This window comes from Shinella zoogloeoides (genome assembly GCF_022682305.1).
Taxonomy (GTDB): Bacteria; Pseudomonadota; Alphaproteobacteria; order Rhizobiales; family Rhizobiaceae; genus Shinella; species Shinella zoogloeoides_B.
The window spans coordinates 3,958,288-3,977,781 of the sequence record NZ_CP093528.1; the positions used below are offsets into that span (position 1 = coordinate 3,958,288).

At 64.7% G+C, this 19,494-nt stretch carries 20 protein-coding genes; 17 read left to right on the top strand and 3 right to left on the bottom strand.

Features of this window, described 5'->3' with window-relative positions; translation table 11 throughout:
* Positions 1-12: 12 nt before the first annotated feature.
* Positions 13-606, bottom strand: coding sequence for a nitroreductase family protein (locus MOE34_RS19635; RefSeq protein ID WP_242219087.1), 594 nt, complete (start codon positions 604-606; stop codon positions 13-15).
* Between the two features lie 227 nt (positions 607-833).
* On the opposite strand from MOE34_RS19635, the gene gabD reads away from it, so the two are divergent.
* Positions 834-2,285 carry an NADP-dependent succinate-semialdehyde dehydrogenase gene (gabD, locus tag MOE34_RS19640; protein WP_242219089.1) on the top strand — a complete coding sequence of 484 codons (1,452 nt, stop codon included), beginning with the start codon at positions 834-836 and terminating at the stop codon, positions 2,283-2,285.
* A 58-nt stretch (positions 2,286-2,343) separates the two neighbouring features.
* Entirely contained in the window at positions 2,344-3,144 is an 801-nt protein-coding gene (locus MOE34_RS19645) for an aldolase/citrate lyase family protein (RefSeq protein WP_242219091.1), read from the top strand.
* Here MOE34_RS19645 and MOE34_RS19650 read toward each other — a convergent pair.
* Entirely contained in the window at positions 3,138-4,034 is an 897-nt protein-coding gene (locus tag MOE34_RS19650) for a GntR family transcriptional regulator (protein WP_242219093.1), read from the bottom strand. The genes MOE34_RS19645 and MOE34_RS19650 overlap by 7 nt on opposite strands.
* A 188-nt stretch (positions 4,035-4,222) precedes the next feature.
* Between MOE34_RS19650 and MOE34_RS19655 the strand changes: the two genes are divergently transcribed.
* The 10 genes from MOE34_RS19655 to MOE34_RS19700 all read left to right on the top strand — a co-directional run bounded on the left by MOE34_RS19655 (position 4,223) and on the right by MOE34_RS19700 (position 14,117).
* Positions 4,223-5,242 (top strand): aldo/keto reductase, encoded by a 1,020-nt coding sequence (locus MOE34_RS19655; protein WP_242219094.1) that lies wholly within the window; start codon positions 4,223-4,225, stop codon positions 5,240-5,242.
* 18 nt (positions 5,243-5,260) lie between these two features.
* On the top strand, positions 5,261-5,707 hold the full coding sequence (locus tag MOE34_RS19660) for an RbsD/FucU family protein (RefSeq protein ID WP_242219097.1): 447 nt from the start codon (positions 5,261-5,263) through the stop codon (positions 5,705-5,707).
* A 157-nt stretch (positions 5,708-5,864) separates the two neighbouring features.
* Complete coding sequence (locus MOE34_RS19665; protein ID WP_160786151.1) at positions 5,865-6,854, top strand: ABC transporter substrate-binding protein; 990 nt, start codon at positions 5,865-5,867, stop codon at positions 6,852-6,854.
* A gap of 79 nt (positions 6,855-6,933) precedes the next feature.
* On the top strand, positions 6,934-8,487 hold the full coding sequence (locus MOE34_RS19670) for a sugar ABC transporter ATP-binding protein (RefSeq protein WP_242219099.1): 1,554 nt from the start codon (positions 6,934-6,936) through the stop codon (positions 8,485-8,487).
* A gap of 28 nt (positions 8,488-8,515) precedes the next feature.
* A complete protein-coding gene (locus MOE34_RS19675; RefSeq protein ID WP_242219101.1) occupies positions 8,516-9,490 on the top strand; it encodes an ABC transporter permease in 975 nt (324 codons plus the stop codon).
* Position 9,491: 1 nt separating this feature from the next.
* Entirely contained in the window at positions 9,492-10,508 is a 1,017-nt protein-coding gene (locus MOE34_RS19680; RefSeq protein WP_242219103.1) for a zinc-binding alcohol dehydrogenase family protein, read from the top strand.
* Between the two features lie 15 nt (positions 10,509-10,523).
* Entirely contained in the window at positions 10,524-11,255 is a 732-nt protein-coding gene (locus tag MOE34_RS19685; protein WP_242219105.1) for an SDR family oxidoreductase, read from the top strand.
* 155 nt (positions 11,256-11,410) lie between these two features.
* Positions 11,411-12,697 (top strand): polyhydroxyalkanoate depolymerase, encoded by a 1,287-nt coding sequence (gene phaZ, locus MOE34_RS19690; protein ID WP_242219106.1) that lies wholly within the window; start codon positions 11,411-11,413, stop codon positions 12,695-12,697.
* Between the two features lie 128 nt (positions 12,698-12,825).
* Positions 12,826-13,260 carry a DUF2852 domain-containing protein gene (locus MOE34_RS19695; RefSeq protein WP_242219107.1) on the top strand — a complete coding sequence of 145 codons (435 nt, stop codon included), beginning with the start codon at positions 12,826-12,828 and terminating at the stop codon, positions 13,258-13,260.
* Between the two features lie 95 nt (positions 13,261-13,355).
* Positions 13,356-14,117, top strand: coding sequence for a M48 family metallopeptidase (locus MOE34_RS19700; protein ID WP_242219108.1), 762 nt, complete (start codon positions 13,356-13,358; stop codon positions 14,115-14,117).
* A gap of 33 nt (positions 14,118-14,150) precedes the next feature.
* Here MOE34_RS19700 and MOE34_RS19705 read toward each other — a convergent pair whose 3' ends face one another.
* Entirely contained in the window at positions 14,151-14,348 is a 198-nt protein-coding gene (locus MOE34_RS19705; protein ID WP_242219109.1) for a YqaE/Pmp3 family membrane protein, read from the bottom strand.
* Positions 14,349-14,478: 130 nt separating this feature from the next.
* Between MOE34_RS19705 and MOE34_RS19710 the strand changes: the two genes are divergently transcribed.
* Genes MOE34_RS19710 through MOE34_RS19730 form a run of 5 tightly spaced genes read left to right on the top strand, consistent with a single transcriptional unit; the run spans position 14,479 to position 19,492 of the window.
* Positions 14,479-15,153 (top strand): phosphoribosylanthranilate isomerase, encoded by a 675-nt coding sequence (locus MOE34_RS19710; RefSeq protein ID WP_242219112.1) that lies wholly within the window; start codon positions 14,479-14,481, stop codon positions 15,151-15,153.
* Positions 15,150-16,370, top strand: a complete 1,221-nt coding sequence (trpB, locus tag MOE34_RS19715) for a tryptophan synthase subunit beta (protein ID WP_242219114.1) — start codon at positions 15,150-15,152, stop codon at positions 16,368-16,370. Before MOE34_RS19710 ends, trpB begins: the two co-directional genes overlap by 4 nt.
* A 1-nt stretch (position 16,371) precedes the next feature.
* Positions 16,372-17,211: a tryptophan synthase subunit alpha gene (trpA, locus tag MOE34_RS19720; protein ID WP_242219116.1), complete on the top strand. Its 840-nt coding sequence runs from the start codon at positions 16,372-16,374 to the stop codon at positions 17,209-17,211.
* A 39-nt stretch (positions 17,212-17,250) separates the two neighbouring features.
* Positions 17,251-18,147 (top strand): acetyl-CoA carboxylase, carboxyltransferase subunit beta, encoded by an 897-nt coding sequence (accD, locus tag MOE34_RS19725; protein ID WP_242219117.1) that lies wholly within the window; start codon positions 17,251-17,253, stop codon positions 18,145-18,147.
* 1 nt (position 18,148) lies between these two features.
* Positions 18,149-19,492, top strand: a complete 1,344-nt coding sequence (locus MOE34_RS19730; protein ID WP_242219118.1) for a bifunctional folylpolyglutamate synthase/dihydrofolate synthase — start codon at positions 18,149-18,151, stop codon at positions 19,490-19,492.
* Positions 19,493-19,494: the final 2 nt, after the last annotated feature.

The window sequence follows — 19,494 nt, forward strand, 5'->3', positions numbered from 1 at the left end:
TCATAGGCGGGTTCAGGCGGTGAAGCGCCCTTCGGACACGAATTCCGCCACCGGCTTGCGCGTGCTCGGCACTTCGCGCTTCATCAGATCTTCCGGCAAAATCTCCTTTGGCGCGATCTTGCCGATGGCCGCCGCCGCCTCCACGCGAAAACCGTCCGGAATGCCGAGTACGTCCATGAGCTTGGCGCGGTCGATGCCGCCCATGCCATGGGCATGATAGCCGGCATGGATCGCCTGAAGGGCGAAATAGGCCCAGGCCGCACCCGTATCGAAGGCATGGGTATAGGCGGGGCGCATCTCGCCATCGCCACTCTTGCGATGGGTCTGCGAGACGATCACCACGAGCACGGAGGCCTTGTCCGCCCAGCGCCGGTTGCCATCGTCAAGAGCGTCATAGATCGCATCGAAGGCAGGGGTGCCGCGATGGCCGTAGATGAAGCGCCAGGGCTGGCCGTTGGCGGCCGAGGGCGCCCAGCGCGCGGCCTCGAACAGCGAGAGCAGCGTCGCCTGCGGCATGGCCTCGCCGGTGAAGGCGCGGGGCGACCAGCGGTCGAGGAAGACGGGAGCGATGGCGTGGTCCGCGATGCGGCCGGTAGGATGGGTCATTGCATAGCCTCGAATATAAGTCAGCGGGCGGAAACAGGCGTATTTCCGGCAGAACAGCATGGCGGTCCTGCGTCCGGAAATGCGCAAACGCTTTAGCCCCATCGGCGCCGCCCGCGAAGTGGTAAATTCGCATGGACATCGATTGTCGAAGGGGTGGCTGAGGTCATATAACGCTTGCAACACGGCGTCATGACGCCCGGTGGCATCGCGAAAATGGGAGATATCCGATGAGCCTCAAAGACCCGAGCCTGCTTCGCCAGGCAGCCCTCGTTGGCCCCCGCTGGATCGAAGCGGACGGCAGCGGCATTGCTGTGAAGAACCCCGCAACCGGGGAGCTCGTCGGCTATGTGCCCAAGCTCGGGGCGAAGGAGACGAAGGAAGCCATCGATGCGGCTGCCGAAGCCCAGAAGGGCTGGGCCGCCCGCACGGCCAAGGAACGCTCTGCCGTGCTGCGCAAGTGGTTCGAGCTGATGATCGAGAACAAGGACGATCTCGGCCGCATCCTGACGATGGAACAGGGCAAGCCGCTGGCCGAGGCCACGGGCGAGATTGTGTATGGTGCGAGCTTCGTCGAGTGGTTCGCGGAAGAAGCCCGCCGCCTCTATGGCGATATCGTGCCCGGCCACCAGAAGGACAAGCGCATCCTTGTCATGAAGCAGCCGATCGGCGTCGTCGCGGCCATCACGCCCTGGAACTTCCCGAACGCCATGATCACCCGCAAGGCCGGCCCGGCCTTCGCCGCCGGCTGCGCCATGGTGCTGAAGCCCGCCTCGCAGACGCCGTTCTCGGCCATCGCCATCGCTATCCTTGCCGAACGCGCCGGCCTTCCCGCCGGCCTCTTCTCGGTCATCACCGGCTCGGCCCGCGAGATCGGCGCGGAGCTGACGGCGAATTCCACCGTGCGCAAGCTCACCTTCACCGGCTCGACGGAGATCGGCGCGGAGCTTTACAAGCAATGCGCGCCGACCATCAAGAAGCTCGGCCTGGAGCTTGGCGGCAATGCGCCCTTCATCGTCTTCGACGATGCGGACCTCGATGCCGCCGTCGAGGGCGCGCTGATCGCCAAGTTCCGCAACAATGGCCAGACCTGCGTCTGCGCCAACCGGCTCTATGTGCAGGAGGGTGTTTATGACGCCTTTTCCGAAAAGCTCGCCGCTGCTGTCGGCAAGCTGAAGACCGGCAACGGCTTCGACGAGGGTGTCATCCTCGGCCCGCTGATCGACACAGCGGCGCTTGAGAAGGTCGAGGAACATGTCGCCGATGCGGTGAAGAAGGGTGGCCGCGTCGTGCAGGGCGGCAAGCGCCATGCGCTGGGCGGCACCTTCTACGAAGCGACCGTCATTGCCGATGTGACGCCGGACATGGCCGTGGCCCGCGAAGAAACCTTTGGACCGGTCGCTCCGCTGTTCCGCTTCAAGGACGAGGACGATGTGATCGCTCAGGCGAACGATACCGAGTTCGGCCTTGCCTCGTATTTCTATGCCAAGGAGCTGTCGCGCGTCTTCCGCGTCGCCGAGGCTCTGGAATACGGCATGGTAGGCGTCAATACCGGCCTCATCTCGACGGCGGAAGCGCCGTTCGGCGGCGTGAAGCTGTCCGGCCTTGGCCGCGAGGGTTCTCGCTACGGCATCGAGGAATTCACCGAGATCAAATATGTCTGCCTCGGCGGCATCGGCTGATCCTGCATTCCCGGCCGGGCTTACCCCGGCCGGTTTCCGTTTCTGAGAGGGAAAAATTGTGGCAGCACCGAAAAACGCCTTCAAGGCCGCGCTTCGCGAAGGCCGGTTCCAGCTCGGCCTCTGGGCGGCGCTCGGCAGCGCCTATGCGGCGGAGATTCTGTCGACCAGCGGTTACGACTGGCTGCTGATCGACGGCGAGCATGGCCCGAACGATATGCCGCTGATGAGCGCGCAGGTCGGGGCTCTGCGCCATTCGCCGACGCACGCCATGGTGCGCCCGCCGATGGGCGAAGCCTGGATATTGAAGCAGCTTCTCGATCAGGGCGCGCAGACCTTTCTCATTCCGATGGTCGAATCGGCCGCCCAGGCCGAAGCCCTCGTGCGCGCCGTGCGCTATCCGCCGCATGGCATCCGCGGCGTGGGCGCGGGTCTCGGCCGGGCGAGCGATTTCAACCGGACGCCGGATTACATCACGACCGCCAATGAGGAAATCTGCCTGATCGTGCAGGTGGAGAACCGCGCGGGCCATGCGGCCATCGACGAGATCGCCGCCGTGGAGGGCGTCGACGGCATCTTCATCGGCCCGTCTGATCTTGCCGCCGACATGGGCCATCTCGGCAATCCCGGCGCGCCGGAGGTGCTGGCGGCGATCACCCATATCTTTGAACGGACGAAGACCCATGGCAAGGCCCGGGGCATCATGACCGTCTCGCTGCCGGAGGCCGGCGTCTACCGCGATCTCGGCGCGGATTTCATGGCGATCGGCACCGACGTCAACTGCCTCGTCTCCGCGGTCGGCGACCTGCGCCGCCGTTTCCTCGGCGAAGAGGTGGCGGAGAAGCGGGGCGGCGGTTACTGAACCGCGTCGGGGCCGTTGATCGACTGCAACAGCGTCTCGCGCGCCGATTTCAGATGTTGCCGGCAGGCGGCCTCGATCCCCGCCGGATCGCGCGAGCGCAGCGCCGCGATATAGGCGAGGTGTTCCTCCAGCGCACGTGCATTGCGCTGGCGGGCATTCGTCTTATTCCACTGGTAGTGATAGTGGAAGACGATGGCGATCACGTCGTAGAAATCGACGATGAACCGGTTCCTTGAGGCCCGGTGCACCAGCAGGTGGAAGCGCTCGTCGAGTTCTGAGAAATCCACATAGCGGTTCTCGATATCGGCAAGGATGTCATGGTGCACGGCCTCGATGGCGTCCAGTTCCCGCCAGGCCGGGTGATCCTCCGGTAGATGCGCAAAGGCGGCGGCCGAGCGCAGCTCGAACATCTCTCGCACCTCCGTCAGTTCCAGCGCGAAATCGCGGGTGAAGCCCTTCAGCACCCAATGGCTGTTCGGCCGCTTCTCGATGAGGCCGAACCGGCTGAAGCGGATGAGGAACTCGCGCACGCTCGTCGTGCCGATGCCGATCTCGCGGGCAAGCTCCAGTTCGTTGATCTGCATGCCCGGCTGCGCGCCGCCGTCGAGAATCCGGCGCATGAAGCTGCGCTCGATGATCTCCGACAGCGAATCCGTCTCCTCCGTGGGGAAGTAATCCGAGGGCGCGGGCTTGCGCAGCACGATCTTGCGGCGCTTTTCCCAGGTCAGAAGGCCGACCTCCTCCAGCCGGGTCAGGATCGCGCGCACCGTGGTGCGGCTGACGCCGAGCGTCGCCCCGAGTTCGGGTTCGGACGGCAGGCTCGCCGTCTGTTCCAGCAGCTTCACGCAGCGATTGAAGGCGTCCTTGAAGACGGTATTCTGTTTGGCCATGGGTGCCGCCGGTTCCGGAGTTTCGCGTCCCTTAATGGCTGACCGGGAGAAAGGCCAGATGCCGGTGCCTATGCCGCCCCTGGTCGCTCCCCCGTTTCCTCCTGCCCGCATATTACCCATTGACGGCGATCTGTCTATTGTCGATAAAAGACAAATTGCCGGTGAGAGGACGCCGGCCGGGAGGATACATGCGGACGCGGACCATCGGAAGGACGGGCCTTGCCGTGACCGAATTCAGTTTCGGCACCGCGGCGCTCGGCGGGCTTTACCGGGCCTGCCCGCGCGATACCGCGATGGCGACGCTGGAGGCGGCCTGGCAGGAAGGACTGCGCTACTTCGACACCGCTCCCTGGTACGGCTTCGGCCTTGCGGAGCGCTATGTCGGCGATTTCCTGCGTGACAAGCCGAGCGCAGAGCATGTGCTGTCGACCAAGGTCGGCCGCATCATGATGCCGGTGCCGGACGACAAGGTACCGGATTACGGCTTCGTTGATCCGTTGCCGTTCGACGCTCGCTACGACTACAGCTATGACGGCATCATGCGCTGCGTCGAGCTGAGCCATGCCCGCCTCGGCCTCAACCGGATCGATATCCTCTATGTGCACGATATCGGCGTCTATACCCACGGTGCCGAGCGTAACGCCGTCTATCTGCGTCAGCTCTTCGATTCCGGCCTGAAGGCGCTTTCGGAGCTGAAGTCGTCGGGCGCGATCAAGGCTTTCGGCCTCGGCGTGAACGAGGTGCCCGTCTGCCTCGACGTGATGCGCGAGTCCGATCTGGACTGCATCCTGCTGGCGGGACGCTATTCCCTGCTGGACCGCTCGGCGGTCGCCGAACTCCTGCCGCTCTGCGAGAGGAAGGGAACGTCGCTGGTGGTCGGCGGCGTTTTCAATTCCGGCATTCTGGCGACCGGCCCCGTGGAGGGCGCGCATTTCGACTATATGCCGGCAACGCCGGAGATTGCCGGCAAGGTTGGAGAGATGATGGCGATAGCCGGAAAGGCGGGCGTATCGCTCGCTGCGCCCGCTCTGCAATTCCCGCTGCGCAACCCCTCCGTCGCCTCGGTGCTTGTCGGCACGGCAAGGCCCGAGAGCCTGAGGCGGAACATGGCGCTCGCGCGCCAGGAACTGCCCGAGGACATGTACCATGCCTTCGAACCCCATACGCTCGTCGCCCCGGCGCTGGGAACCGAGGCGGTCAGGCAATAGGACAAGGATCGAAAGACCATGCTGAAGGGAATTCATCCGCTGCTCGGCCCGGATCTCCTGCACACGATCAGGAGCATGGGCCATGGCGACGACATCGTCGTCGCCGACGCCAATTTCCCCGCGAGCTTCCTCGGACCCATGGTCATCCGGGCGGATGGCGTCGATGCGATCGCGATGACCGAGGCCCTGCTGACGCATATGCCGCTCGACACATTCGTGCCCGAGGCGGCCTGGCGCATGGAGGTGGTCGGGGACCCGCAGGCGGTGCCGGAAGTCTGCTCCGCGTTTCAGGATGTCGTCCATCGGCTGGCCGGCGATTTCACCGTGCATGCGGTCGAGCGCTTCGCCTTCTACGAAATGGCCCGCAAGGCCGCCTGCATCGTCGCAACGACCGAATTCCGCCTTTACGGCAATATCATTCTGAAGAAAGGCGTCCTGCGCCCCCACGAGATTTTCCGGGGCTAGCCCGTGGGCTTCCGGATCGAGATCGCCCGCTTGCCAAGCCATGGCGGCGGGTGTAGCCTGCCCTGAATATGTTTTTTATAGATAAAAGGTCGAGTTGTTTGCTTCCTGCAACGCGATCCCCCAAGGAGGACAGGAAGCACCAGAGAGGAGAAACTTGATGAGCATTGCAAGATCGCTTCTGACCCGCCGCGCCTTTACGGCCCTTGCGGGTGCCGCATTCCTCGCCGTCGCCAGCCCCGTCGCCGCCTTCGCCGAGGGCGTCACCATTCCGATCATCGTCAAGGACACCACGTCCTTCTACTGGCAGATCGTGCTCGCCGGCGCCCGCGCCGCAGGCAAGGATCTCGGCGTCAACGTGCCGGAACTCGGCGCGCAGTCCGAATCCGACATCAACGGCCAGATCAGCATCCTCGAAAACGCCGTTGCGGGCGGTCCCGCTGCCGTCGTCATCTCGCCGACGGAGTTCAAGGCGCTCGGCAAGCCGGTGGATGAGGCGGCCAAGTCCGTTCCGATCATCGGCATCGATTCGGCGGCCGATTCCAAGGCCTTCACCTCGTTCCTGACGACGGACAACGTCCAAGGCGGCCGCATCGCCGCCGATGGCCTTGCCGCCGCCATCAAGGCCGCAACCGGCAAGGAAGAGGGCGAGGTCGCCATCATCACCAGCCTGCCGGGCGTCGGCTCGCTCGACCAGCGGCGCGAAGGCTTCCTCGATCAGGTCAAGACCAAGTATCCGGGCCTGAAGGTCGTGGCGGACAAATATGCGGACGGTCAGGCCACCACCGGCCTCAACATGATGACCGACCTCATCACCGCCAATCCGAATCTTGTCGGCGTCTTCGCCTCCAACCTCATCATGGCGCAGGGCGTCGGCCAGGCGATCGCGGAGAACAAGCTCGGCGACAAGATCAAGGTCATCGGTTTCGACTCGGATGAAAAGACCGTCGGCTTCCTCAAGGAAGGCGTGCTGGCCGGCCTCGTCGTGCAGGATCCCTACCGCATGGGCTATGACGGCGTGAAGACGGCGCTCGCCGTCTCCAAGGGCGAGAAGGTCGAGGCCTTTGTCGATACCGGTGCCAACCTCGTGACCAAGGACAACATGGCTGATCCGAAGATCGATGCCCTCCTGAACCCGAAGGTCAACTGACCGGCCGTTTGACCATCTCCCGCCCGGGCCGCATGATCCGGGCGGGAGGCTTTGCATGCAGTCACGGGAGGGACGAAGGATGAGCAGCCTCGAAGAGCTGAGCCATCGGCATGAAGACAAGGCGAAGCTCGCCGAATCCGATGCGGTGCCGCGCGGCGCGCCGATCCTCGAACTGCGTGGCCTGCAGAAGAAATACGGTCTCGTCGAAGCCCTGAAGCCGGCGACGGTCACGTTTCTGGCGGGGGAAATCCATGCCATCGTCGGCGAGAACGGTGCCGGCAAATCCACCCTGATCAAGCTCCTGACGGGCGTCATCCGCCGCACGGCCGGCGAGGTCTTCTGGTGCGGCAGGCCCGTCCAGCTCGCGACCCCCACCGAAGCCATCTCGCGCGGTATCAACGCCGTGCATCAGGAGGTCGTCCTGTGCCCGCATCTTTCAGTCGCGGCCAACATGTTCCTCGGCGACGAGATGAACCGCTTCGGCCTGATGCGAAAGAGCGCCATGGAGCGCGCCGCGCAGGCCGTGCTCGACGATCTCGGTTTCCAGCTTCCCGCCGGTGCGCTGCTCGGCAGCCTCACCATCGGCCAGCAGCAGCTTGTCGCCACCGCCAGGGCCGCCATGCGCGGCATCCGCTTCCTCATCTTCGACGAGCCGACCGCCTATCTGACGCGGCAGGAATCCGCCCAGCTCTTCCGCCTCATCCGCCGGTTGCGCGACCAGGGCGTCACCATCGTCTATATCAGCCACCGCATGGAGGAGGTCTTCGAGCTTGCCGACCGGGTCTCGGTGCTGCGCGACGGCACCCATGTCGGCACGCGCCTGATCGGCGAGACCAATGAGAACGAGCTGATCGCCCTGATGATCAATCGTTCGATCGAGCAGATCTACCACAAGGAGACGGTGCCGCCGGGCGATGTCATTGTCGAGACACGCGGTCTTTCCGGTCCGGGCTTCGAGGACGTGTCGCTGTCGGTGCGCGCCGGCGAGATCGTCGGCCTCTATGGTCTCATCGGCGCCGGCCGCAGCGAATTCGCGCTCGGTCTCTATGGCCGTCAGCCCATTTCCGCCGGCGAAATCCGCTGGGACGGCAAGAAGGTCGTCATTCCCAACGAGCGCGCCGCGATGGATCTCGGCATCGCGCTCGCGCCGGAAAGCCGCCGCGACCAGGGCCTCTGCCTGAACCTGCCCATCGGCCTCAACATCAACCTGCCGGTCTACAGGCGGCTGAGTTCGGGTCTTGTCATCCGCAAGGGCGACGAGGCGGAGAATGCCGACCGGCAGATCCGGGACCTGCGCATCAAGACGCCCTCGCGCCGCGTGCTTGCCTCCGCCATGTCCGGCGGCAACCAGCAGAAGATCGTCATCGGCAAGTGGCTGAGCCACGGTGCGCGGCTCTTCATCTTCGACGAGCCGACGGTCGGAGTCGATGTCGGCACGAAGGCGGAAATCTACCGCCTCTTCGGCGAGCTTCTGAAACAGGGGGCCGGCATCATCCTGATCTCGTCCTATCTGCCGGAAGTCTACGAGCTTTCCGACCGGCTGCACGTCTTCCGCGGCGGCCGTCTGGTCGCCAGCCACAACCATCGGGCGGCCTCGCATGAGGACGTCCTGACCCAGGCCATCGGCATCTGAACCGCCGCGCGAAAAAGGGAGAAGAAACATGAGCGTGGAGACGACGACGGAGAGCGCACCGGCGCCGCGCAAGGGCACGAATATCCTGCTCGGCCTGACGCTGCTCGGCCTCCTTCTGGCGCTGTGGCTGGCCCTCGGCCTGTCGACCGCCGCCTTCTGGACGCCGAACAACATCTCCAACCTGCTGCGCCAGGGAGCGATGACGGCGATCCTCGCGGTCGGTCAGACCTTCGTGATCATCACGGCGGGCATCGATCTTTCCGTCGGGGCCATCGTCGGCTTCACCAGCGTCATCATCGCCTGGCTGCTTCAGGCGGGCGTGCCGCTCTGGGCCTCGATCCTGCTGACGCTCCTGATCGGCGTCGCCATCGGCGCGTTCCATGGCTTCGGCATCGTGCGCATGGGCCTGCCGCCCTTCATCATCACGCTGGCGACGCTCACCTCGCTGCGCGGCATCGGCCTTTTGATCACCAACGGTTCGACCATCTCGATCAGCCACGAGGGCTTCACCAATTTCTCCCGGGCCGATTTCCTCGGCGTGCCGAGCCTCTTCTGGATGGTCATCCTGGTGGCGATCCCCGCCTTCGTCTTCCTGCACCTCTCCCGCTTCGGCCGCTATCTCTTCGCCGTCGGCTCGAATGGCGAGGCCGCGCGCCTTTCAGGCGTCAATGTCAACCGCACCATCTATCTCGCCTATATCCTGTCGGCCACCTGCGCCGCCCTCGTCGGCGTGCTGCTGGCGTCCCGCATCGGCATCGGCAATGCCACGCAGGCCGAAGGCTGGGAGCTTCAGGCCATCGCCTCCTCGGTCATCGGCGGCACCAGCCTTTTCGGCGCGGTCGGCTCGGTGCACGGCCCGCTGCTCGGCGCCTTCATCCTGGCAACCATCAATAACGGCGCGAACCTGCTCAACGTCAATTCGTTCTGGCAACGCATCATCACCGGCCTGCTGATCATCGTCATCGTCTATTTCGACCAGTTGCGTCGCCGCGGAAGCCGTTGACATGAGGGCCGTCGTCTGTGTCGAGCCCGGCCGTCTCGAAGCGGTCGAGCGTCAGGCCCCCGCTGCGCTGCCGCAGGGGTGGGTGCGCCTTGCCGTGAGCCATGTCGGCATCTGCGGCACCGATTATCACATCTTCGAGGGCAAGCACCCGTTCCTCGAATATCCCCGCATCATGGGCCACGAGGTCTCGGCAACGGTGCTCGATCCGGGTGCGAGCAGCCTTGCCGCCGGTACGCCCGTTGTCGTGAACCCCTACATTTCCTGCGGCGCCTGCATCGCCTGCCGCAAGGGCAAGCCGAACTGCTGCACGGCGATCCGCGTGCTCGGCGTCCATACCGACGGCGCGTTCTGCGAGGAGATTTTGCTGCCCGCCGAAAACCTTTATCCGGCCGAAGGTCTTTCGCTGGAAGCGGCCGCGACGGTCGAGTTCCTGGCTATCGGCGCTCATGCCGTGCGCCGTTCGCTCGCCCCGGCGGATTCGCGCGCCCTCGTCATCGGTGCTGGCCCCATCGGCCTCGGCACGGCGCTCTTCTCTCGCATTGCCGGCCATGACGTCACGCTGATGGACACGTCCGGCGAACGCCTCGCCATGGCCGCGGAACGTTTCGGCTTCGAAAGCAGCATTCTCGCCGGCCCATCCTCGGCGGAAGAGGTCGCCCGCGCCACCAACGGCGACGGCTTCGATGTCGTCTTCGACGCGACGGGCTACGGCAGGTCCATGGAAGCCGCCTTTGCCCATGTCGCCCATGGCGGTGCGCTGGTTCTGGTCAGCGTGGTGAAGGACGAGATCGGCTTCTCCGATCCGGAATTCCACAAGCGCGAGATGATGCTGGTCGGCAGCCGCAACGCTACCCGAGTCGATTTCGAGCATGTCATGGCAAGCATCCGCGCCGGTCACGTGCCGGTGGAGGCGCTGGTCACCCATCGCACGACGCTCGACCGGGTGCCCCTTGACCTTGCCCGCTGGGCGACGGAAAAATCCGGCCTTATCAAGGCCATCGTGCGCGTTGCCGCATAAGGGAAGGAAATCTCCATGAGCAATCTTCAGGGCAGGACCGTGCTGGTGACGGCGGCGGGGCAGGGCATCGGGCGCGCCTCGGCACTCGCCTTCCAGAAAGCCGGCGCGACGGTAATCGCCACCGACGTCAATCCCGCGACGCTGGCAAGCCTTGCGGATGAGAGCGGCATCGCCACGCGCATCCTCAACGTTCTCGACGACGCGGCCGTTTCCGCCGTCGTCACCGATATCGGCCGCATCGACGTGCTCTTCAACTGCGCCGGCGTCGTCCATGGCGGCACTATCCTGGAGATGAAGGAGGACGACCTCGCCTTCGCCTGGAACCTCAACGTGCTCGCCATGGTGCGTACCATTCGCGCCGTGCTGCCGGGCATGCTGGAGCGCGGCGACGGGTCTATCGTCAATATGGCGTCGGTCGCCTCCAGCGTGAAGGGCGTGCCGAACCGCTTTGCCTATACCGTCACCAAGGCCGCCGTCATCGGCCTCACCAAATCGGTCGCCGCCGACTACGTGGCCAAGGGCATCCGTTGCAACGCCATCTGCCCCGGCACCGTGGAAAGCCCCTCGCTTCAGGATCGCATGCGCGCCGGCGGCGATTACGATGCGGCCCGCGCCGCCTTCATCGCTCGCCAGCCCATGGGCCGCATCGGCACGCCGGAGGAGGTGGCCGATCTTGCGGTGCACCTTGCCGGCGCCACCTACACGACGGGCCAGGCCTACGTCATAGATGGCGGCTGGACGGGCTGAATCCCGTTCATGCTCGCGAAAGGTTCGCGGGCGTAGGATGCTTTCCGTGGAATGTTGCCACGCAGCGAAAACATGTTAGTGTTTTCGCAATTGCGGAAACCGGGTGACGATGGTGCGGGGTTCCGACCCGCATCCAGAATGGGGTAACGCGTCCGATGTATTATCAGCTCTACGAACTCAACCATGCGATGATGGCGCCTTGGCGGGCTGCCGCGGACCAGATGCGCCTTGCCTTCCGCAATCCGCTCAATCCGCTTTCGCATACCTATTTCGGCCGCTCCGTCGCGGCGGGCTTCGAGGTTCTGGAGCGCACGACCCGGCGTTACGGCAAGCCGGAATTCGGCCTGCCCACCACCGCCATCGAGGGCAAGGACGTCTCGGTGCACGAGAAGATCGTCTGGCAGCGTCCCTTCTGCAATCTCATTCATTTCGAGCGCTGTCTGCCGGCCGGCCACCGCAAGGATCCGAAGATCCTGATCGTCGCCCCCATGTCGGGTCACTATGCGACGCTGCTGCGCGGCACGGTCGAGGCGCTGCTGCCGCATGCGGAGGTACACATCACCGACTGGGTCGATGCGCGCATGGTGCCGCTCTCCGAGGGCAGCTTCGATCTCGATGACTATATCGACTACGTCATCCAGATGCTGCATGCGCTGGGACCGGATACCCATGTCATCGCCGTCTGCCAGCCGGCCGTGCCGGTTCTGGCCGCCGTTTCGGTCATGGAAGCCGAGAACGACCCGCTGTCGCCCTCGTCCATGACGCTGATGGGCGGGCCGATCGATACGCGCATCAATCCGACGGCGGTCAACAAGCTCGCCAAGGAAAAGCCGATCGAGTGGTTCCGCGACAATGTCATCATGCCGGTGCCGTGGCCGCAGCCGGGCGTGATGCGGGAGGTCTATCCGGGCTTCCTGCAGCTTTCCGGCTTCATGTCGATGAACCTCGACCGCCATGTCATCGCCCACAAGGAGTTCTTCGCCCATCTGGTGAAGAATGATGGGGATGCAGCCGAAAAGCACCGCGACTTCTACGACGAATATCTCGCCGTCATGGACCTGACCGCCGAGTTCTACCTCCAGACGGTCGAGACGGTCTTCATGAAGCACGCCCTGCCGAAGGGCGAGATGATGCACCGCACGCGTCCCGTCGATACAACGGCGATCCGCAAGGTGGCGCTGCTGACCGTCGAGGGTGAGAACGACGACATTTCCGGCGTCGGCCAGACCGAGGCGGCGCAGACTATCTGCACCAACATCCCGGACGATATGCGCATGCATTACGTCCAGCCGGATGTCGGCCATTACGGCGTCTTCAACGGGTCGCGCTTCCGCAAGGAGATCGCGCCGCGCATCCTCGCCTTCATGGCCGAGCATGGCAAGGCCGGCAAGGCGAAGCCGATGCCGCGCGTCATCAAGGGCGGCAAGGCTGGCGGCGTCTGATTTTTGAGGCTCGTTTCAGGCACTTGCCCGATTCCGTCGGGCATTGCCTTGAACGCCATGGGCACGCTGCCCACATCGGATTCACCGGAAACCGGGGTGGTTTCCGCCGATCGTGAGGAAGATTGCACATGAACCAGTCAGCACTGATCCGTCCGGACTGGACGCCTGCGACCATCGCCCTGATGGTGCTCGGCTTCGTGGTGTTCTGGCCGCTCGGCCTTGCCATGCTTGCCTACATCATCTTCGGCGACCGCCTGAGAACCTTCAAGAAAGACGCCATCGACACCGTGGACGGCATGTTCGCCTCCTGCCGCGGCAAGTTCCGCGGCGGCCGTGGCCATGGCTTCCGCAGCGCCACCGGCAATGTCGCCTTCGACGACTGGCGTGACGCCGAGCTCGCCCGCCTCGACGAGGAGCGCCGCAAGCTGGACGAAATGCGCGAGGAGTTCGACGCCTACAGCCGGGAACTGCGCCGCGCCAAGGACCAGGAGGAGTTCGACCGCTTCATGCGCGAACGCCGCGCCAACGGCCAGAGCGATGTCCCGGGTTTCCCGGCGAGCTGAGCAGCCTGAATGGATGAAGGAAGCGACCGGCGCCTTGTGCGCCGGTTTTTCGTCGAGGCGTTTCAGCCCGCCCCGAATCGGCTATGAAAGGCAGCATGTTTTCCTTGGCTCGCAAGCCCCGCAAGGCCCTGAAGACCCCGCCTCCGCCGGAACGGCGCGAGATCGACGTCAATGGCAGGGCCGTGCCGCTCACCATCCGGCGGGATTTTCGCGCCACGCGCCTGACGCTGCGCATCGAGCCGGGCGGCCGGGCGCTGCGCATGACGGTGCCGAACGGCATAGCCGAGCGCGATATTCGCGATTTCCTCACCCGTCATCAGGGCTGGCTGATGACGAAGCTCGCAAAGTTCCGCTCGACCAACGAACTGGAAGATGGCGGCTACGTCATGATCCGCGGTGTCGCCCACCGCATCGAGGCGACGGGCAGGCTGCGCGGGCTGACCGAGGCCGTCATCGTCGACGATGAGGCCGTGCTGCGCGTCGGCGGCATGGAGGAAAGTATTCCCCGCCGCATCAGCGATTTCCTGAAGAAGGAGGCGCGGCTGGAGCTGGATCGACTCGTCGCCGTCCATTCCGGCCGCATCGGCAGGCGCGTGAAGTCGTTGACCCTGCGCGACACGCGCAGCCGCTGGGGCTCCTGTTCGGCGGATGGCGCGCTTAGCTTCTCCTGGCGCATCGCCATGGCCCCGCCCCATGTCATCGATTATCTCGCCGCCCATGAGGTGGCGCATCTTTCCGAGATGAACCACAGCCCCGCCTTCTGGTCGCTCTGCGAGCAGCTCTGCCCGACGACGGAGGAGGCCAAGCGCTGGCTAAAGCGCAATGGCAGCCTGCTGCACGCGGTGGATTTCGGCTAGGGGGCGGTTTTACGCGCGGAGCGGTGTTGAAGATCAGCGCCCGCGATCGGCCAGCGCCTCGCGAATCTTCCGGTCCGTATTGTACTGCCCCAGCGCATAGACCGCCCAAATGGCGGCCGGCAGCCAGCCGATCAGCGTGACCTGCAGGATCAGGCAGATGATGCCGGCAATCGGCCGGCCGATGGTGAAGAACACCAGAAAGGGCAGGAGGATGGCGATGATGAGCCGCATGGTCGTCTCCGGTCTTGATCTGCCCTCCATATGGGCGCTGTTCCCGCCCATGCAAGGGTGTCGGTTCCGGCCCTCTTGCCGCCGTCTTTCGGCTCGACTCTTCCGGTGATTCGTGCGACTCCCATGGCCCATGACACTCGACATCAAAATCTGCGGATTGCGGACCGAAGAAGCCGTCGACAAGGCGGTTGCGCTCGGCGCCAGCCATATCGGCTTCATCTTCTTTCCCAAAAGCCCCCGCAATATCGAGCCTTCCGATGCCGGCCGTCTGGCGGAGCGGGCGCGCGGCCGCGCGAAGATCGTCGCGGTGACGGTCAATGCCGACAGCGACACGCTCGACGAGATCGTCGACCAGCTTTCGCCCGACATGCTCCAGCTCCACGGCAGCGAAAGCCCGGAGCGGGTTCTGACCGTCAAGGCTGTCTATGGCCTGCCGGTCATCAAGGCCTTTTCCGTGCGCGAAGCGGACGATCTGAAGAAGATCGATCCCTATATCGGCATTGCCGACCGGTTCCTCTTCGACGCCAAGCCGCCGGCAGGCTCCGAGCTTCCGGGCGGCAACGGCGTCTCGTTCGACTGGAACCTCATGCATCTGCTTGACGACGGCGTCGATTACATGCTTTCGGGTGGGCTGAACAAGGATAACCTCGCCGAGGCCATCCAGATGACCGGCGCGCCGGGCATCGACGCAAGTTCCGGTGTCGAGAGCGCACCCGGCGTCAAGGATCTCGGTTTGATGGAAGCGTTTTTTGAGGCGGCACGAGAAGCGGAACGCAAGACCGCTGCCGCAGGGAGAGGCAAGTGAACCAGTCACCCAACCTGAATTCGTACCGCGAGGGTCCCGACGAGGACGGCCGTTTCGGCATTTTCGGCGGCCGTTTCGTCGCCGAAACCCTGATGCCGCTGATCCTCGATCTTCAGGAAGAGTGGAACAAGGCCAAGACCGATCCGGCCTTCCAGGCGGAGCTGAAGGACCTCGGCGCCCACTATATCGGCCGCCCGAGCCCGCTCTATTATGCCGAGCGCCTGACGCAGCATCTCGGCGGCGCGAAGATCTACTTCAAGCGCGAGGAGCTGAACCACACCGGCTCGCACAAGATCAACAATTGCATCGGCCAGATCCTGCTTGCCAAGCGCATGGGCAAGACGCGCATCATCGCGGAAACCGGCGCTGGCCAGCATGGCGTGGCCTCGGCCACGGTCGCAGCCCGCTTCGGCTTCCCCTGCGTCGTCTATATGGGCGCGACGGACGTCGAGCGTCAGGTGCCGAACGTCTTCCGCATGAAGCTGCTCGGCGCGGAAGTCCGCCCCGTCACGGCCGGCAGCGGCACGCTGAAGGACGCGATGAACGAGGCGCTGCGTGACTGGGTCACCAATGTCGACGATACCTATTACCTGATCGGCACCGCAGCCGGCCCGCACCCCTATCCGGAGCTGGTGCGCGATTTCCAGGCCGTCATCGGCACGGAAGCGCGCGAGCAGATGCTGGCCGCCGAAGGCCGCCTGCCGGACATGGTCGTCGCCGCCGTCGGCGGTGGCTCCAACGCCATCGGCATCTTCCATCCGTTCCTCGACGACAAGAACGTCCAGATCGTCGGCGTCGAAGCCGGCGGCAAGGGCCTTGAGGGCGATGAGCACTGTGCCTCGCTGACGGCCGGTTCGCCGGGCGTTCTGCACGGCAACCGCACCTACCTGCTGCAGGATGCCGACGGCCAGATCAAGGAAGGTCACTCGATCTCCGCCGGTCTCGACTATCCCGGCATCGGCCCGGAACATGCCTGGCTGCATCAGATCGGCCGCGCCGAATATGTTCCGATCATGGATGACGAGGCGCTGGAAGCCTTCCAGCTCCTGACGAAGCTCGAAGGCATCATTCCGGCGCTGGAGCCGAGCCATGCCGTCGCCGAGGTGATCAAGCGCGCGTCCAAGATGGGCAAGGACCAGATCATCCTGATGAACCTCTCCGGCCGCGGCGACAAGGATATCTTCACCGTCGGCAAGATCCTCGGCATGGAGCTCTAAGATGACCGCACGCATGGACAAACGCTTCGCGGATCTCGCCGCCGAAGGCCGCCCGGCCCTCGTGACCTATTTCATGGGCGGCGATCCGGACTATGCCAGCTCGATGGAGATCATGAAGGCGCTGCCGAAGGCAGGCTCAGACGTCATCGAACTGGGCATGCCCTTCTCAGACCCGATGGCCGACGGCCCGGCGATCCAGGTTGCCGGCCAGCGCGCGTTGAAGGGCGGCCAGACGCTTGCCAAGACGCTGCAGATGGCTCGCGACTTCCGCAAGGAAGACGATGCGACGCCGATCGTGCTGATGGGCTACTACAATCCGATCTATATCTATGGCGTCGAACGCTTCCTCGACGAGGCGCTTGCGGCCGGCATCGACGGACTCATCGTCGTCGACCTGCCGCCGGAAATGGATGACGAGCTGTGCATTCCGGCACTCGCCCGGAACATCAACTTCATCCGCCTTGCGACCCCGACCACGGACGAGAAGCGTCTTCCGACCGTCCTGAAGAACACGTCGGGCTTCGTCTACTACGTCTCGATGAACGGCATCACCGGTTCGGCCCTGCCCGATCCCTCGCTCATCGGCGGTGCGGTCGGTCGCATCAAGGCCCATACGAAACTGCCCGTCTGCGTCGGCTTCGGCGTCAAGACGGCCGAGCATGCCCGCGCCATCGGCGCATCCGCGGATGGTGTCGTCGTCGGCACCGCCATCGTCAACCAGATCGCCTCCAGCCTCACGGCGGACGGCAAGGCGAGCGCCGCCACCGTCGCCGGTGTCGAAACGCTGGTCAGGAGCCTCGCATCGGGCGTGCGTGCAGCGCGCCTTGCGGCGGCAGAGTAAAGTTCCCACATGGGAACCGTTGTAACGGGAGTCTAGACCGTGAACTGGATCACGAATTACGTTCGGCCGAAGATCAACTCGATGCTTGGCCGCCCTGACCGGGATGTACCGGAAAATCTCTGGATCAAGTGCCCGGAAACCGGCGAGATGGTGTTCCATCGCGATCTTGAGGAAAACAAGTGGGTCATCCCGGCTTCGGGCTACCACATGAAGATGCCGGCCAAGGCTCGCCTCAAGGACCTCTTCGACGAAGGCCTCTACGAGGCCCTGCAGCAGCCGAAGGTGGCGCAGGACCCGCTGAAGTTCCGCGATTCGAAGAAGTACACCGACCGCCTGAAGGACAGCCGCGCCAAGACCGAGCAGGAAGACACGATCCTTGCCGGCGTCGGCAAGGTGCGCGGCGTCAAGCTCGTCGCCGTCGTGCACGAATTCGCCTTCATGGCCGGCTCGCTCGGCATTGCCGCCGGCGAGGCGATCATCAAGGCCTTCGAACGCGCCATCGCGGAAAAGTGCCCGCTCGTCATGTTCCCCGCCTCCGGCGGCGCGCGCATGCAGGAAGGCATCCTCTCGCTCATGCAACTTCCGCGCACCACGGTCGCCGTGGAAATGCTGAAGGAAGCGGGCCTGCCCTATATCGTCGTGCTCACCAACCCGACGACGGGCGGCGTGACGGCTTCCTACGCCATGCTGGGCGATATCCACCTTGCCGAGCCGGGTGCGGAAATCTGCTTCGCCGGCAAGCGCGTCATCGAACAGACCATCCGCGAGAGGCTGCCCGAGGGCTTCCAGACCTCGGAATACCTGCTCGATCACGGCATGGTCGACATGGTCGTCAAGCGCCATGACATTCCCGAAACGCTGGCCCGCCTTCTGAAGATTCTGATGAAGAAGCCGGCGGCTTCCGCGAACGGCGCCCTTGCCATCGCGGCCCAGTGACATGACCGGTGTGGTGGCCAGCGAGGCGGCAATGGAGATCGAGAAGCTTCTCGGTCTTCATCCCAAGGGGTTCGATCTTTCGCTGGACCGCATCACGCGGCTCCTCACCGCCCTCGGCGATCCGCATCTGAAACTGCCGCCGGTCATCCATGTGGCCGGCACCAACGGCAAGGGTTCGGTGACGGCCTTCTGCCGCTCGATCCTTGAGGCGGCGGGCCTCTCCGTCCACGTCCACACCTCGCCCCATCTCGTCAACTGGCACGAGCGCTACCGCCTCGGTGTTGCGGGCGGACGCGGCCGCTTCGTCGAGGACGCCGTCCTTGCCGATGCCGTGCGCCGGGTGGCAGAGGCCAATGGCGGCGAGAAGATCACGGTCTTCGAGATCCTGACCGCCGTCACCTTCCTGCTCTTTTCCGAGCATCCGGCGGATGTTGCGATCATCGAGGTCGGCCTTGGCGGCCGCTTCGACGCGACCAATGTCATCCCGCGCCCCGCCGTTTCGATCGTCATGCCGATCTCGCTCGACCACCAGGCCTATCTCGGCGATCGCGTCGAGCTGATCGCGGCGGAAAAGGCCGGCATCATGAAGCGCGGCGCACCCGTCATCATCGGATTCCAGAGCGAAGAGGCCGCCCGCGACGTGCTGATCGCCACCGCCGAACGTCTCGGCTGCCCCTATGCCGTCTACGGTCAGGATTTCCTGGCCCATGAGGAGTTTGGTCGCCTCGTCTATCAGGACGAGTTCGGCCTTGCCGACCTGCCGCTGCCCCGCCTGCCGGGCCGCCACCAATATGCCAATGCCGCCGCAGCCATCCGCGCCGTCAAGGCGGCCGGCTTCGCAGTTACAGAGCATGCTATGGAAGTCGGCCTTTCCCGCGTCGAATGGCCGGGCCGCCTGCAGCGGCTGACGGACGGCGCGCTGGCGCATCTCGCGCCGCGCGGCAGCGAGATCTGGGTCGACGGCGGGCACAATCCGGGCGCCGGCCAGGTCATTTCCGAGACCATGGCGAATTTCGAGGAGCGCGATCCGCGCCCGCTTTTCCTCATCACCGGCATGATCAACACGAAGGACCCGGTCGGCTATTTCGAGCCCTTCGGCGCCCTTGCCGAGCGTGTCTTCACGGTGCCGATCCGCGGCTCCGACGCCGGTCTCGACCCGGTGGCGCTCGCCGGCGATGCCGCTCGTGCGGGCCTCGAAGCCGAACCCATCCCGACGGTCGCGGAGGCTCTTATCGAGATAAGCCGCATCACCGCGGAGGATTCCGTTCCGCCGCGTATCCTGATCGGCGGTTCGCTCTATCTCGTCGGCGATGTCCTTGCCGACAACGGCACCCCGCCGACCTGACA

Coding starts and splice junctions, on each gene's coding strand:
- MOE34_RS19670 (WP_242219099.1), top strand. CDS start 6,934: ATGAGCAGCCTCGAAGAGCTGAGCCATCGGCATGAAGACAAGGCGAAG.
- MOE34_RS19675 (WP_242219101.1), top strand. CDS start 8,516: ATGAGCGTGGAGACGACGACGGAGAGCGCACCGGCGCCGCGCAAGGGC.
- MOE34_RS19665 (WP_160786151.1), top strand. CDS start 5,865: ATGAGCATTGCAAGATCGCTTCTGACCCGCCGCGCCTTTACGGCCCTT.
- MOE34_RS19710 (WP_242219112.1), top strand. CDS start 14,479: ATGACACTCGACATCAAAATCTGCGGATTGCGGACCGAAGAAGCCGTC.
- phaZ (WP_242219106.1), top strand. CDS start 11,411: ATGTATTATCAGCTCTACGAACTCAACCATGCGATGATGGCGCCTTGG.
- gabD (WP_242219089.1), top strand. CDS start 834: ATGAGCCTCAAAGACCCGAGCCTGCTTCGCCAGGCAGCCCTCGTTGGC.
- MOE34_RS19695 (WP_242219107.1), top strand. CDS start 12,826: ATGAACCAGTCAGCACTGATCCGTCCGGACTGGACGCCTGCGACCATC.
- MOE34_RS19730 (WP_242219118.1), top strand. CDS start 18,149: ATGACCGGTGTGGTGGCCAGCGAGGCGGCAATGGAGATCGAGAAGCTT.
- MOE34_RS19635 (WP_242219087.1), bottom strand. CDS start 606: ATGACCCATCCTACCGGCCGCATCGCGGACCACGCCATCGCTCCCGTC.
- MOE34_RS19650 (WP_242219093.1), bottom strand. CDS start 4,034: ATGGCCAAACAGAATACCGTCTTCAAGGACGCCTTCAATCGCTGCGTG.
- MOE34_RS19655 (WP_242219094.1), top strand. CDS start 4,223: ATGCGGACGCGGACCATCGGAAGGACGGGCCTTGCCGTGACCGAATTC.
- MOE34_RS19685 (WP_242219105.1), top strand. CDS start 10,524: ATGAGCAATCTTCAGGGCAGGACCGTGCTGGTGACGGCGGCGGGGCAG.
- MOE34_RS19705 (WP_242219109.1), bottom strand. CDS start 14,348: ATGCGGCTCATCATCGCCATCCTCCTGCCCTTTCTGGTGTTCTTCACC.
- MOE34_RS19700 (WP_242219108.1), top strand. CDS start 13,356: ATGTTTTCCTTGGCTCGCAAGCCCCGCAAGGCCCTGAAGACCCCGCCT.
- trpA (WP_242219116.1), top strand. CDS start 16,372: ATGACCGCACGCATGGACAAACGCTTCGCGGATCTCGCCGCCGAAGGC.
- MOE34_RS19660 (WP_242219097.1), top strand. CDS start 5,261: ATGCTGAAGGGAATTCATCCGCTGCTCGGCCCGGATCTCCTGCACACG.
- MOE34_RS19680 (WP_242219103.1), top strand. CDS start 9,492: ATGAGGGCCGTCGTCTGTGTCGAGCCCGGCCGTCTCGAAGCGGTCGAG.